At 53.9% G+C, this 14,299-nt stretch carries 13 protein-coding genes and 1 pseudogene; 7 read left to right on the top strand and 7 right to left on the bottom strand.

Annotated elements, in window-relative coordinates; translation table 11 throughout:
- Window positions 1-29: 29 nt before the first annotated feature.
- From WH50_RS10505 to WH50_RS10485, 5 genes are all read right to left on the bottom strand, one after another.
- Window positions 30-1,112 carry a DUF2726 domain-containing protein gene (locus tag WH50_RS10505; RefSeq protein ID WP_110187257.1) on the bottom strand — a complete coding sequence of 361 codons (1,083 nt, stop codon included), beginning with the start codon at window positions 1,110-1,112 and terminating at the stop codon, window positions 30-32.
- A 237-nt stretch (window positions 1,113-1,349) separates the two neighbouring features.
- A complete protein-coding gene (gene hisC / locus WH50_RS10500) occupies window positions 1,350-2,411 on the bottom strand; it encodes a histidinol-phosphate transaminase (protein ID WP_110187256.1) in 1,062 nt (353 codons plus the stop codon).
- 166 nt (window positions 2,412-2,577) lie between these two features.
- Entirely contained in the window at window positions 2,578-3,279 is a 702-nt protein-coding gene (locus WH50_RS10495) for a pseudouridine synthase (protein ID WP_110187255.1), read from the bottom strand.
- 28 nt (window positions 3,280-3,307) lie between these two features.
- Window positions 3,308-4,054: a UDP-2,3-diacylglucosamine diphosphatase gene (locus tag WH50_RS10490; protein ID WP_110187254.1), complete on the bottom strand. Its 747-nt coding sequence runs from the start codon at window positions 4,052-4,054 to the stop codon at window positions 3,308-3,310.
- A complete protein-coding gene (locus WH50_RS10485) occupies window positions 4,054-4,545 on the bottom strand; it encodes a peptidylprolyl isomerase (protein WP_110187281.1) in 492 nt (163 codons plus the stop codon). The genes WH50_RS10490 and WH50_RS10485 overlap by 1 nt, the downstream gene beginning before the upstream one ends.
- A gap of 393 nt (window positions 4,546-4,938) precedes the next feature.
- Between WH50_RS10485 and WH50_RS10480 the strand changes: the two genes are divergently transcribed.
- From WH50_RS10480 to WH50_RS10460, 5 genes are all read left to right on the top strand, one after another.
- Window positions 4,939-6,618, top strand: a complete 1,680-nt coding sequence (locus WH50_RS10480) for a glutamine--tRNA ligase/YqeY domain fusion protein (RefSeq protein WP_110187253.1) — start codon at window positions 4,939-4,941, stop codon at window positions 6,616-6,618.
- Between the two features lie 139 nt (window positions 6,619-6,757).
- On the top strand, window positions 6,758-8,149 hold the full coding sequence (cysS, locus tag WH50_RS10475; protein WP_110187280.1) for a cysteine--tRNA ligase: 1,392 nt from the start codon (window positions 6,758-6,760) through the stop codon (window positions 8,147-8,149).
- 180 nt (window positions 8,150-8,329) lie between these two features.
- On the top strand, window positions 8,330-8,971 hold the full coding sequence (locus tag WH50_RS10470; protein ID WP_110187252.1) for a hypothetical protein: 642 nt from the start codon (window positions 8,330-8,332) through the stop codon (window positions 8,969-8,971).
- Between the two features lie 417 nt (window positions 8,972-9,388).
- Window positions 9,389-10,573 (top strand): aminotransferase-like domain-containing protein, encoded by a 1,185-nt coding sequence (locus tag WH50_RS10465; protein WP_110187251.1) that lies wholly within the window; start codon window positions 9,389-9,391, stop codon window positions 10,571-10,573.
- 189 nt (window positions 10,574-10,762) lie between these two features.
- On the top strand, window positions 10,763-11,701 hold the full coding sequence (locus WH50_RS10460; RefSeq protein ID WP_110187250.1) for an exopolyphosphatase: 939 nt from the start codon (window positions 10,763-10,765) through the stop codon (window positions 11,699-11,701).
- Window positions 11,702-11,907: 206 nt separating this feature from the next.
- On the opposite strand, the pseudogene WH50_RS26935 reads toward WH50_RS10460, so the two are convergent.
- Window positions 11,908-12,326 (bottom strand): annotated as a pseudogene (locus tag WH50_RS26935) (transposase domain-containing protein); the annotation flags it as partial.
- A 133-nt stretch (window positions 12,327-12,459) separates the two neighbouring features.
- Window positions 12,460-13,032, bottom strand: coding sequence for a DJ-1/PfpI family protein (locus WH50_RS10450; protein WP_110187248.1), 573 nt, complete (start codon window positions 13,030-13,032; stop codon window positions 12,460-12,462).
- A gap of 255 nt (window positions 13,033-13,287) precedes the next feature.
- Between WH50_RS10450 and WH50_RS10445 the strand changes: the two genes are divergently transcribed.
- Both WH50_RS10445 and smrA read left to right on the top strand, forming a co-directional pair.
- Entirely contained in the window at window positions 13,288-13,599 is a 312-nt protein-coding gene (locus WH50_RS10445) for an MTH1187 family thiamine-binding protein (protein WP_104154063.1), read from the top strand.
- Between the two features lie 41 nt (window positions 13,600-13,640).
- Window positions 13,641-14,234 carry a DNA endonuclease SmrA gene (gene smrA / locus WH50_RS10440; RefSeq protein WP_110187247.1) on the top strand — a complete coding sequence of 198 codons (594 nt, stop codon included), beginning with the start codon at window positions 13,641-13,643 and terminating at the stop codon, window positions 14,232-14,234.
- Window positions 14,235-14,299 lie beyond the last annotated feature (65 nt).

Here is a 14,299-nt window from a genome sequence, read left to right as displayed (position 1 = left end):
AAACCACGGTGGACAGTCGCTGTATGCCGTCAGAGGCTTATGGGCGGGTCGTCATCATCAATCAGATCATTGATGGCATTGGTGCTTCGGCGTGGTGCGTTGGCGCGCGGGCTGACGGGTTGCGGGACTGCTCGTGTGGGCGCTGGTGCAACAGGTACTTCGATTCTGGTTGTGGTCATTCTGGTCGTGGTGTCAGCCATTGAAGCAGGCGCCAGCGGGTTAAGCTGCAGCTCGTCCAGCGGCAGTCTGTGCCGAGGCATCTGCGCGGCCTGAGGCACGGGTGGCTCAGCCATTTGCTCGAGAATGGGCACTTCTGGATTGGTGTTGCGTTCATCCCACTCGATATCGTCGGGTGGAGGTGTCTTGAAACGGGACGCCGGTACAGGAGCAAAATGTCGTGCTTCACTGAACGTCGGTTCACGCGGGGCGACCACACGCACAGGTTGCTGAGGCATTGCCGCACGACGCTCAGGCACAGGAGCTGGCTCTGCTTCTCGGCTGGCAGACAGGCCTGCCAGAGGATCATTGTCGGGCTTTTTACGTTCCAGCTGCGCCAGGCTGGCAAGCACGTCGTCCTGTGGCACATCATCCGGCTTAAGCTGGAAACGCTGCCGTTGCAGTACCTCGTTCAGTTTGTCTTTCAGCCCTCGTGGACTGTCATTGGCCCCTTTGATCAGCGTCAGCAGGGGGAGGTCTACCAGATGGCAGAGTTCTTCAAGCCAGCTGAGTTGCGCCGGGTTACTGTCCTGATCCTGATATTCGACCGCAGCACGTACTTTGCCACTGTCTTTTTCGATCAGCAGAAAGTCGAACAGGGTCGATTCCATGTCCGATGCGGTATGGCGTTGAACAGCACTGCGCTGGTCTGCTTCCACGACGCGACCCACCGGAATATCTGCCAGCACGAGTAAGGTATCGGGGACAGCCTGCTGCAATGCCTGCAGCATGAACAGATGCTCCGCATCAAGCGGGTGGGTATTCAGCGCCAGTGCCTGCGGTGCGTGCCGATGGCGACGAGTGAGCAGACGCCACAGCAGGGCGATGACAATCAGGGCTGCGATGGCCACAGCAATCATCGGAACGGGAATAGAGGTAAGATCGGTCAGCTTCATGATCTGCGGATTTGGCTATGAATTGAGGGAGTGATTTCCCGGATCGCTTCTTTGTATTTAACCCGCCTGATGCTGGTTCCCAACCCTGGAGCATGTCACTGGCTGTCCGGTACAGTGTGGGAAATACCTTCGGACTGTTCGTGAACATATCGCGGTATTCCTCACTTGCCAGATTTCAGTGCTCGGGAACGTTGTACGTTCCCGATGGCGTCTCAGCATCAGGGCAGGTCTAGCCAGTTATGAATGCAGGATACGGGTCAGCTCGGTTACCAGCGCACTGCATTCCTCTTCGGTACCAATAGAGATACGCAGGAACTGATCGATACGCGGCAGTTTGAAATGACGCACGATAATGCCTTTCTCGCGCAGCGAGGCTGCCAGCTGCACCGCATCGCGCTGGGGATGGCGGGCGAAGATGAAGTTGGCCGCCGATGGCAGTACTTCAAAACCTAGCTGGGTCAGCGAAGACGCCAGTGATTCACGGCTGGCAATGACCTTGCTGCAGGTGTCACGGAAGTATGCGTCATCTGCAAAGGCCGCTGTAGCGCCAGCCACAGCCAGTCGATCCAGAGGATAGGAGTTGAAGCTGTTTTTGACTCGTTCAAGCGCATCAATCAGATCGGCCTGGCCTACAGCGAAGCCAACACGCAAGCCTGCCAGTGACCGAGACTTGGACAGTGTCTGGATGACCAGCAGGTTGGGGTACTGACTGACCAGACTGATCGCAGATTCGCCGCCAAAGTCGATGTAGGCTTCGTCTACCACGACCACCGACTCAGGGTGCATCTGCAGCAGTTGTTCCACCGCCGTCAGTGGCAACAAGCAGCCAGTGGGTGCATTGGGGTTAGGGAAAATAATGCCGCCGTTGGGGCGCCGATAGTCCTCTATACGAATGCTGAAGTCTTCTGCCAGAGGGATCAGCTCAGCCTCGATATCGTACAGCCCACAGTACACCGGGTAGAAACTGTAGGTGATATCAGGGTAGAGCAGTGGCTTGTCATGCTTCAGCAAAGCCTGAAACACCAGAGCGAGTACCTCATCAGAGCCGTTGCCGACAAACACCTGGTCCAGATTCAGCTGGTGATAGTCGGCAATCGCCTGTTTCAGACGGCTGCTGTTGGGGTCGGGATAGAGGCGCAGATTGGCATGAGTTTCGTGATGGATGGCTTCGAGCACAGCCGGTGACGGCGGGTAGGGGTTCTCGTTGGTGTTCAGTTTGACAAGATTGGTGATCTTGGGCTGTTCACCGGGCACGTAGGGGGTCAGTCGGTTTACAACCTCGCTCCAGAACTGGCTCATGTCTTTCTAGTCCATCCACAAAGATAAGTAGGTCACTCGTTTTCCAGTCAGCATGATATATGCAGACACAGAGGCGAGAGGCTGCTAAGCAGCGGCAACCAGTGTACCTGATGCGTTAGCAAGATGTGAGGGGGCAAAGTAAAGGGGAGTTAAAACGGCAGACCTGTCAGAACGTGGCAACCTCTGCCGGCGTCAAGTGTCGCCATTGTCCTGCCTGCAAACCTTCCAGTGTCAGGGAGCCCACCTGCTCCCGATGCAGCGCTGAGACGTGGTTGCCGATAGCAGCGAACATGCGCTTGACCTGGTGGTAGCGACCTTCGCAGATAGTCAGCCTGACCTGATGATCTGACAACCACACGGCCTCAGCAGGCAGGGTAGCGTTCTCTTCACCATGGAGCATGATGCCCTGTCGCAGAGGTAGTAGCTCTTCTTCTCGGATCGGGCGGGCCAGTGTGACCAGATAGGTCTTGGATTTCTGATGGCGTGGAGAGGTGACTCGATGGGACCAGTCACCATCATCAGTCAGCAGCAGCGCACCAGTGGTATCCACGTCAAGCCGACCGGCGATATGCAGGCGCGAGCGAAGTGACGCGTCAACGAGGTGCAGTGCCGACAGGTGTTCGCTGTCTGTCGTGGAACTGACGTAGCCTGCTGGCTTGTGCAGTAGCAGGTAAAGGGGAGAAGAACTGCGCAGTGCCTCTCCTTGCCAGAGAACGCTGTCCTGTTCCTTCACATGGTGCGCACCATCACGGCAGGGTTCACCATTGATGGTGGCTGCGCCTGCCCTGAGCAGCTGTTTGCACTGAGAGCGGGTGATTCCGGTCAGGTGGGCAATCAGCTTATCAAGGCGAACAGGGTATTTAATCATGGTGTCGGATTCAGCAGACGAGCAGGGCTCAGGCTGTTTGGGCTGGCAGCTGGAATGAACGTAATTGCCAGTCAGCGGGGTTGCTGCTGTCGATCCACAACCCCCAGCCGCGGCTGTCCCAGTCACCCAGCACAATGCGTTCATGCGGACGGTGCTCAAGAATAATCGGGTGGCGGTCTGGGCGGTGGGTATGGCCGTGAATCATCACTGTTGCCTGATGGCGAAGTAGTGCGTTGTCCACTTCTTCAGGCGTGACATCCATGATGCTTTCGCTTTTGCTCTGTCCGGCCATCTTGCTCTGGTCACGCAGAGACTGCGCCAGTTTGACCCTGTCGGCCAGTGGCATAGCCAGTACCTGACCGATCCAGGCCGGTGACCGCGTCTGCTGGCGGAAGGCCATGTAGGCCGCATCGCGAGTACAGAGGCTGTCGCCGTGCAGCAGAAGCGTCGGGACGCCATACAGCGTGGTAAGAAACTCTTCCGGAAGTAGCGTGACTCCGGTCAAGTCAGCAAAGCGTTCACCAATCAGAAAATCACGGTTGCCGTGCTGGAAGAATACCTGGCAGCCACCGTCGCTAAGGCTTTTCAATGCCTGAAGCACGGGTGCCTGCCAGGGTTGTATCCCGTCATCGCCGATCCAGTACTCGAACAGGTCACCCAGAATATACAGCTGCTTAAGGGCGGCTTTTTCCTGCTCCAGCAGGTCAAGCAGACCCTGAGTGATATCAGGACGATTCGGTTGCAGGTGCAAATCGGAAATGAACAGGATACTCATCAGGCGATCTCGGCGCTCTCGATAATTACATCTTCTACAGGTACGTCCTGATGGCCGCCTTTATAAGTGGTGGCAACGGCCTTGATTTTGTTGACCACGTCCATGCCTTCCACTACCTGACCAAATACGCAGTAGCCCCATGCATCCATGGTCTTGGCACGGTGGTTCAGGAAGGTGTTGTTGCTGACGTTGATAAAGAACTGGGCGGAAGCAGAGTGTGGGTCCATGGTACGCGCCATGGCGATGGTGCCAGCGTCGTTTGACAGGCCATTGTCGGCTTCGTTTTCAATCGGAGCATTGGTTGATTTCTGGGTCATGCCTGGCTCAAAGCCGCCGCCCTGAATCATGAATCCATCGATAACGCGATGGAAGATGACGCCGTTGTAAAAGCCGTCTTTCACGTACTGTTCAAAATTGGCCGCGGTTTTGGGGGCCTTTTCATGATTCAGTTCGATTTTGATGGCACCGAAGTTGGTGTTCAGAATAACCATGCTCATGCTGCAGTCCTGTATGACAATGCCTAAGTTACTCCGCCAGGTACCTGTTCAAGCCTCCACTTACTCAGACACACAGGTCTGGACTGTGGCAGAGCACGAACGACCTCTGCGGATAACGCCTGAAACGGCCCCAAACAGGGCACTGAAAAGGATGTCCAGGGGACAATCTGTGCGGCACTTTAGCCCAAGGCTCAGGCTTGTGCAAACGGTACTGATCCGTGGAATTCGCCGCAGGGCGCATGGTTGGTGGGTTTGCGCGCAGTTTGCGGGTTGCCGGTGAAGGTGCCTGTGTTGTCTAGGGCGGATTGAAACCGTACACTAGGCGACTACTTTTTCTAAGCGCTGGCGACAGGCGCCCGCGCCCTAAAGGACACATTCTCTGGTGCTATGAGCAGCAACGACAATAACGCGCCCAACCATTTCCTGCGTCAGATTATTGATGCCGATCTGGCCTCTGGCAAACACACTAAGATCGTTACCCGATTCCCGCCGGAACCCAATGGCTATCTGCATATCGGCCATGCCAAGTCCATCTGCCTTAACTTTGGTCTGGCACAACACTTTCAGGGCGAATGCAATCTGCGTTTTGATGACACCAACCCTGAGAAAGAAAGCCAGGAGTTTATTGATTCCATCAAGGAAGATATTCACTGGCTTGGCTTCAACTGGGCGGGAGAGGTGCGTTATGCCTCTGATTACTTTGACCAGCTCTACACTTGGGCGGTTGAGCTGATCGAAAATGGCAAGGCATTCGTTTGCCATCTGACGCCGGAGCAGATGCGTGAGTATCGTGGCTCCCTGACTGAGCCTGGCAAGCATAGTCCTTATCGCGATCGCCCTGTCGCAGAAAGCCTTGCTGAATTCGAGAAAATGCGGGCAGGCGAATATAAGGAAGGCGAAGCGGTATTGCGCGCCAAGATCGATATGGCATCGCCGAATATCAATCTGCGTGATCCGATCATTTACCGTGTGCGCCACGTGCATCATCACCAGACAGGCGACAAATGGTGCATCTATCCCACGTACGACTTCACTCACGGTCAGTCGGACGCTATTGAGGGTATTACTCACTCCATCTGTACCCTGGAGTTTGAGGACCATCGCCCCCTGTACGAATGGTATCTGGACAATATCAGCGCACCCTGCAAACCACGTCAGTACGAGTTCGCCCGCCTGAACCTGAACTACACCGTGACCTCCAAGCGCAAGCTGAAGCAGCTGGTGGATGAGCAGCACGTCAACGGCTGGGATGATCCTCGTATGCCGACCATTTCCGGTCTGCGTCGTCGTGGTTACACCGCCGCTGCCCTGCGTGACTTCTGTGAACGCATTGGCGTCACCCGTAGTGATGGCGTCGTGGATGTAGGTACGCTGGAATTCAGTATTCGTGAGGATCTGGATGCCAAAGCACCACGTGCCATGTGTGTGCTGGACCCGGTCAAAGTGGTTATTACCAACTTCGACGCTGATAAGGTCGAGGATGTGGTGCTGTCGAATCATCCCAAGGATGAAAGTATGGGCACCCGCGTTGCGCCCTTGACCCGCGAGGTCTACATCGAGCGTGAAGATTTTGCCGAAGTCGCCCCGAAAAAGTGGAAGCGCATGGCGCCAGAGCAATATGTACGTCTGCGTGGCAGCTATGTGGTGCGTTGTGACGAGGTCATCAAAGACGAGCAGGGTAATGTGGTTGAGCTGCGTTGCAGCTACGATCCAGCATCTGCCGGTGCAAGCACTGAATACAAGGTCAACGGCGTGATTCACTGGGTGTCGGCGAGCAAGGGCGTGCAGTGTGAAGTACGTCTGTATGATCGTCTGTTCACCGAGGCAGATCCTGAAGGCGACAAGGACAAATCCTTCCTGGAAGTGATCAACCCTGAGTCGCTGGTCGTTACGACCACTGCCTGGGCTGAGCCCAGCCTGACCCAGGCAAGCTCGGAGGATCGTTTCCAGTTCGAGCGTCTGGGGTATTTCGTCTGTGATCGCTATGATCACAGCACTGATAAGCTGGTATTCAACCGCACTGTTGGCCTGCGTGACTCCTGGGCCAAGATTCAGCAGAAAGGCTGAAACCAGTAAACAAGGTGGGAAGTATCGCATTCCACTGATCTATCTTGGGTGATGAAGCTCTGGTTTTATCACCCCTCCTGCGGGCAGAGGTGATGAGCGTCTGCCCGGTTTTATTTAATCCCACGGGGAGACGAAGGTGCTGCAGGTATACAACACCCTCACGAAACGTAAGGAAGAGTTCCAACCCATCGAGCCTGGCAAGATCCGCATGTATGTATGCGGCATCACGGTCTATGACTACTGTCATATCGGTCACGCCCGGGTCATGGTGTCTTTCGACGTTATCACCCGTTACCTGCGTTTCCGTGGCTTTGATGTGACCTACGTGCGTAACATCACCGATGTCGATGACAAGATCATTCGTCGGGCAGCAGAGAACGGTGAAAGTGTAGATAGTCTGACCGAGCGCTTTATCCATGCCATGCATGAAGATGAGGATGCTCTGTGGGTGCTTCGTCCTGATCAGGAGCCCCGTGCTACCGGTCATATTCATGACATTGTCGACATGGTGCAGACGCTGATCGACAAAGGCTTTGCTTATCAGGGCAGCTCAGGTGACGTGTACTATCGGGTTGACCGTTTTGCTGACTACGGCAAGCTGACTAACCGCAATCTGGAAGACATGCGCGCTGGTGCGCGTGTTGAAGTGGCGGAAGACAAGGAAAGCCCACTGGACTTCGTGCTGTGGAAGATGGCCAAAGACGGTGAAGTCAGTTGGTCTTCTCCCTGGGGGCAAGGTCGCCCTGGCTGGCATATTGAGTGCTCAGCTATGTCTACTTGCTGCCTGGGCAACACCTTTGATATCCATGGTGGCGGCCCGGACTTGCCTTTCCCTCACCATGAGAACGAAATTGCCCAGTCTGAAGCGGCAACCGGGCAGAAGTACGTCAACTACTGGCTGCATGCCGGTGCTGTGCGAGTGGATAACGAGAAGATGTCCAAGTCACTGGGTAACTTCTTCACCATTCGCGATGTGCTGGAGCGGTATAACCCGGAGATCATCCGTTATCTGCTGACGTCTACGCACTATCGTAGTCAGATTGACTACAGTGAAGCCTCGCTGCAGGAAGCGCGACAGGGGCTTGAGCGTTTCTACAACGCATTGCGTGGTCTTGACTACGCCAGCAGCGGCGTTGAAGTTGAAGCGGCCTATCTACAGCGTTTCAACGAGTCGATGGATGACGACTTCAATACCCGGGAAGCACTGTCTGTGATGTTTGATATCGTTCGCGAGATCAATCGTGCACGCAAGGAAGAGGATATCGACCGTGCACAGCAACTGGCAGGTCAGCTGGTTGCGTTGGGGAGTGTGCTAGGCTTGCTGCAGCAGTCAGCCGAGGCCTTTCTGCAGAGTGGTATGGAAGAGGCGGGAATCAGCGCCGAACAAATCGAAGATTTGATCGTGCAGCGGGCTGAAGCGAAGAAAGCCAGGAACTTTGCAGAGTCTGATCGTATCCGTGACTACCTGAAGGATCAGGGCATTATCCTCAATGACAGCCGTGAAGGCACCACCTGGCAGCGTCAGGGCTAACAGCTTCAAAGAGTAAGAGGAAAGGGCAGAGTGATCTGCCCTTTTTGCGATCTGCGAAAACAGTTCAAATCTCTGCCTGTCTGATCATGGACGTAAGTGTTGCGTGCTGGCCATTCTCTCAGGCTGGCGCTATGTTGCAGTCTTCCATTTGCCACTTATAACAATTCCGAGGTGCAAGCTATGAAGCGTATTCTGGGGATGGCACTGAGCCTGTTGCTGACCGGATGCGCCACCGTCATGGATGGCAAGATCAATACCTACGTCAATCCATACAAGCCTGTGAACACCAATGGCACGGTGCTGGCGCTGGATGCTGATCTTGAAGGGAAAGGCTATCTGCAATCCCTGTCACTGACGCTGCTGGGGCGTGGTTTCAGTGCTGTATACCCGGTAGAAGAGCTGCCTGCCAAGGCGAAGCCAGACTATTATGTGCGGCTCGGTCTGGGCAAACGCAGTGAGCCCTATACTGTACGCGAGCCGCAGTATGGCTACGTCAATACGGGTACCTGGGAACGTACCTGTACAACAGTGGATAACAAGGAGCGTTGTGTCAGCCGTCCGCGTATGGCCTGGGATGTCGTCGGTTACTCCAATGAGTTGCGTAACGCCACGCTCTATACGGTCACGCTGGCATGGCACGAGCCTGATAATCGTACCGGTGAGCCCATCCTCAAGGTGGTCACCAGTAGTCGCAAGGAAGGGTGCAGCGATGACAAGGTTTATCGCTTCCTGATTACCCAGGCTGCCTTGCGCTTTACCCAGATGCAAAGCAGCGAAAATGATTTCAGTGTTGAAATGCCTGAGGGCTATCAGTGCAACTGATGTATTCAGCTCATAACGTGGAAGCACAGATTGTAGCTGTGCTTCCGATGTCGTTTTGTGAGAGTGCGTTCATGATCGGCTGCACGTTGGTCACTCGGTGCTGACGCGACCTTCGGAATGCTCATTTACTGCTACTACTGCTGTACGTTCTAGACGTCATACGTTGTAGCTGGATAGCTATCTTGTAGCACCACACCTGCTTTTTCACGACAACGCAATATCTTCTCTTAACAAACGCGCATTGTGCCGACAGAATGTCTCTTACTCTGTTGTTAGTTGTGTTTCGCCTGTCCCCGCCATAAGCCTGACTGGTTTGAAGGAGCGCCTGATCGACGCTTTTTGTTGCAACAGATTCCCTCAAAGATCTTGTTAACGAGTTTGCCCTGACAAACTCCTGCTTATTTCGGGTAATCGTCCATGGAAGCGTTTTTCTCAGACCGTATCAGTAGTGTTAAACCCTCTTTTATCCGTGAAATCCTGAAGGTGGCCAATGATCCGCAGATGATTTCCTTTGCTGGCGGCCTGCCAAACAAGGACTTCTTTCCGGTTGAGGCAATCAATCAGGCATGCCAGACCGTGTTGATGCGTGATGGTGGTGATGCGTTGCAATATGCCGCAACTGAGGGTTATTTGCCGCTGCGGCAGTTTATCGCTCAGCGTTACCTGCAAAAGAATGGACTGGTCGTCAGGCCAGAACAGATCATTATCACCAACGGCTCGCAACAGGCGCTGGATCTGATTGGCAAGGTGTTGTTAAACGAAGGTGATGAGGTGCTGGTAGAAGACCCCAGTTATCTCGGCGCACTGCAGGCTTTCTCCGTTTACAAAACGGGGTTCCGAGCCATTCGGCTGAATGAAGATGGTCTGGATTTGCAACAGCTGGCAGAGGCCACCGATGATGGCCAGGCTCGGGTGCTCTATACCATCCCCAACTTTCAGAACCCGTCAGGTATCAGCTATTCAGAGGCCAATCGGCATGGTCTGGCTGAACTGGTTCGCAGCCGTAATCTGTTGCTGGTCGAGGACAATCCTTATGGTGATCTGCGTTTTACCGGTGAGAATAAAAAGCTGATTGCCAGTTTGGTGCCAGAGAATACGGTTTTGCTGGGTTCCTTCTCGAAAACAGTAGTACCCGCATTCCGTTTGGGATGGATGGTGTTGCCTGAGTGGTTGCTGTCAAAAGTGGTCGTTGCCAAGCAGGCCGCAGACTTACACACCAACAGTTTCGTTCAGCGCGTGTTGTGCGAGTACCTGCAGCAGAATGATCTTGATGCCCATGTGGCACGAATATGTGAGGTGTATGGACGCCAGCGTGCGGCAATGATCAGGGCGCTGCAGAACTATTTCCCTGCTGACGTGCATTACACTCAGCCGGAAGGAGGGATGTTCCTGTGGCTGACTCTGCCAGAGCAGGTCTCAGCGATGGCACTGTTTAACGAGGCTATCAAAGACAATGTCTGTTTCGTACCTGGGCATCCTTTCTACACTGATCGTGATGACAGCCATACCTTGCGGCTAAGTTTCAGCTGTGTTGATGAAGCAACCATCGATGTAGGAATACGCCGACTGGCAGACGCACTGAACAGGTTAAGCGGCGTTTAACTGAAGACTGTTGTTGCGTGTGCATGTTCATTGTTACCACTGATCTTTTTACAACTAATCTGGTTACGACTGATGAGGGTAGGGGGTAACCCCTTACCCGCTCAGCGCGGTAGTGGCAGTCGGGCGTAAGGTTGACTACGCTCTATTGGCAGAAAAACAATAATAACGCTCACTAAGAGAGCCCGTTCTATGCAGTTTTATGGGTACTACCGATTAATTACTCGCAGTGATTTTGATGGACTCGCCTGCGCGGTGTTACTGCGTGAGCTAAATCTCATCGACGATATCCTGTTCGTCCATCCCAAAGACATGCAAGAGGGTGAGGTCGCTGTCAACGATCAGGATATTACGGCTAACCTGCCCTATGTGCCTGGCTGCCATATTGCCTTTGATCATCATGCAAGTGAGGTAACGCGTTATCAGGGGCTCAACCCTGACAATCTGATACTCGATACTCAGGCTGTCTCCTGTGCTCGTCTTATTTTTAATCATTTTGGTGGTACCAGCCGTTTTGGGCGCAGTTTTGATGAGTTGCTCGCGGCTGTCGACCAGTGTGCGCTGGGGCAGTACACGCAGGATGACATTTTGCATCCCGAAGGCTGGATGTTACTGAATTTTTTGGTGGATCCCCGTACAGGGATGGGGCGTTTCAAACAGTTCAGGGTATCGAATTACCGGTTTATGCTGGATCTGGTGCACTGTTGTCGCTACTACCCTATCAATCGGCTAGTACAGTTACCCGACGTGCAGGAGCGAGTGCAGCTTTATCATCAGTATCACCAACAGGCCATCCATCAACTGCAGCGTTGTGCCCGGCTTGAAGATCACGTGGTGGTACTCGATCTACAGCATGAAGAGGTTATCTACCCCGTCAACCGCTACATGGTCTTTCTGTTGTTCCCGCAAGCCAGGATCTGTATGCACCGCATCTGGGGGCTGCGTCAGCGAAATACGGTATTTACGCTCACCCGGTCGGTATTTCGACCTGAGGTCGAGCTGGATCTTGGTCGGCTTTGTTTAGGGTTTGGTGGAGGCGGCCATGCCTATATGGCCACCTGCCAGATTGCGAATGTCAAAGCAGATGAAGTTGAGGTTGAGCTGTTACAAGCTTGTATGCAGGCCGCCTGAGCATTGCTTGATGCCAGCAGCCTGTTGGACTTAACTCTGATCTGCTGTGGTGAGGCCGATTTTGGTCATTTTCTACCCTTTATGACGTTAAAAAGAACCATTATTCGCCTCAATAGAGCGTAAAGCTGCCTCAAAACAAAATGCTGTTCGCTTAAGTGAAGCAGCCTTACGGTTCATCGGATAGCAGGTTCTGGGCATCTTGGCCGGGGACTGAGTTGCGCATCCAGAATGACATGTGAGCGCACATACATCAGCGCAATGAGCCGCTGCATTGAGAGAGGCATCTGGCGGTTGGTCGAGGTATTCCCGGAACGGAAATGCTCGCGCAGCGCTGACGTATCGGGGGCTGCAGCAAGGACCCATCGACGGCCAGTACCTGCAAACTGTGCCGGTTATCCTCGGGGTAACGTTCAAGGCCCCAGTGTTAACTGCCTCCATTCCGGAACAGCGCCATACCCAGCACCAGCCAGAGTACTTGCTCACTGGGCAGTCGGCGGCGCCGAAGGGCGGTCTGGCAGAAAAGGTGGAGGGCCGACTCGATGCACTCGACGCGGACATGCCGGGTAAAGGTGCGGAGATCGGTGAACGAGTGCCGCTCTTTCATGTTGAGCAAGGTCTGCAGAATAGGCACAGAGAATCCGGTATCCAGTGAAGAATACCGGATGTTCTTAAACCTCCAGGAAGGTGACAATCCTTAATCGAACAGCATTACTCTCTATGGACAGGACATTGAGAGGGCCTAACTCATGAATATGTTCTTAAACAGTCAGAAGCGCGTGAAATTGTGCCAGCCATGCGGGGTGTGCAGGCCATGCAGGTGCGGTAACCAACTTGCCGTCGGTGATGGCATCAGTGACGGCGATGTCAGCATATTTACCCCCAGCGAGGGTCACTTCAGCCGCGCAGGCCGGATAGGCGGACACATGCTTGCCTTCGAGTGCACCGGTCGGGGCCAGCAGTTGAGCGCCATGGCAAATAGCCGCAATAGGTTTATCGCTACTTACGAAGTGGTCCACCATTTCGAGAACCTGGCTATTCATGCGTAAGTATTCGGGGGCGCGACCTCCAGGTATCAGCAGTGCATCATAACTGGCTGGATCGATATCGGCGAATGAGGCGTTAAGGGTGAAGTTATGACCAGGCTTCTCGGAGTAAGTCTGATCTCCTTCAAAGTCGTGAATAGCGGTTTTTATCTGATCACCGGCCTTTTTATCCGGGCAAATGGCGTCCACCGTATAGCCCATGGCTTGTAGCGCCTGGAAAGGCACCATCAGTTCATAGTCTTCGACGAAGTCTCCGCAGATGATCAGGATTTTCTTGTTGTGTGACATAGCGATACCTCTCACAGACGGGTGGAAAAAGATCAGATGGCAGGCGTTTCTGCGCACCCTCTGTGAACTGTAGTCGTGAATCTTCGTGATGGGGTAGTAGCTCCATACTACCTGCAGCGCTTTCCTTGCGACCAAAGACAGTAGTGCGGCGGCGATTCACGCACGGCTGAAGTGCTCGAATGCCTGGTGCGAATGCTTGTATAGAAGGCTGGATTGCCTTACAAAGCATTTCTACCGTCAGTTGAGGGCGAAAAGGTGCAAGTCATTGTTGATCTGTGTGTCATTCCACTCGGGGTGGGTGTGTCGGTGTCTGAACACGTGGCTGCGTGCCAGCAGGTGCTGGAACAGGCGGGGCTTGCGCATCAGATGCATGCGTATGGCACCAACATAGAAGGGGAGTGGGATGAGGTGATGGCGGCTGTGAAACGTTGCCATGAGGTCGTTCATCGCATGGGCGCGCCGCGCATATCCTCGACTTTGAGGGTAGGTACACGTACAGATCGTCAGCAATCGATGGCTGACAAAATTGAGAGCGTAGTACAAAAACTGGCAGAAAAGCCCGAGTAGGCGTTCTGCACAGATGTTTGTCGTGGTAGTGGAGAAGTTGCGTGATTGAACAGGGTGCCAGAGATGACACTGCCTTTTTGAAGGCAATGCAGGATGTGACTCCCCTGACGCAGAAAGCGGCCAAGGTGGACACTCAGACAGGCAGCAAGGATACGCCTGGATTACAGCATCGGCGTGAAGTGCTTTCCTCAGCAGATGACGCGTTAGGGCGGGATGACGAGTATGTGGAGCTACTGGAACCTCTCGATGAACTGAGTTTCAAGCGACCAGGTATTCAGTCCGGCGTATTCAGGAATCTTCGTCTCGGGAAATATCCTTATGAGGCGCGGCTGGAGATATTCGGCATGCGTGTCGCTGATGCTCGTAAAGAGGTGTCCCGCTTTATCAAAGAGTGCCTGAAACTGGAAATTCGTACAGTAGCCATTTCTTTCGGGCGTGCCAAAGAGCGAGGCAGTCATGCGGCATGGCTGAAAAGCTACGTGGCCAAGTGGCTGAAAGAAAATGAGAGCGTACAGGGCTATCACTCTGCATTGAAACACCACGGTGGGCTTGGGGCGGTGTATGTGATCCTGCAGAAAAGTGAACGCAAGCGTATGGAGACACTGGAGCGTCATCAGCGACGTATGAGTCAATAATTTGCGTGAATAAAAACGGGCGTGAAGAGAAACGGGGTGCATTACGCGACCATTTTCGACTGAAC

The organism is Pokkaliibacter plantistimulans (genome assembly GCF_003194385.1).
In the GTDB taxonomy this organism is placed as follows: domain Bacteria; phylum Pseudomonadota; class Gammaproteobacteria; order Pseudomonadales; family Balneatricaceae; genus Pokkaliibacter; species Pokkaliibacter plantistimulans.
Note: the sequence above shows the minus strand (reverse complement) of the source record. Positions and strands in the feature narration are given on the sequence as shown.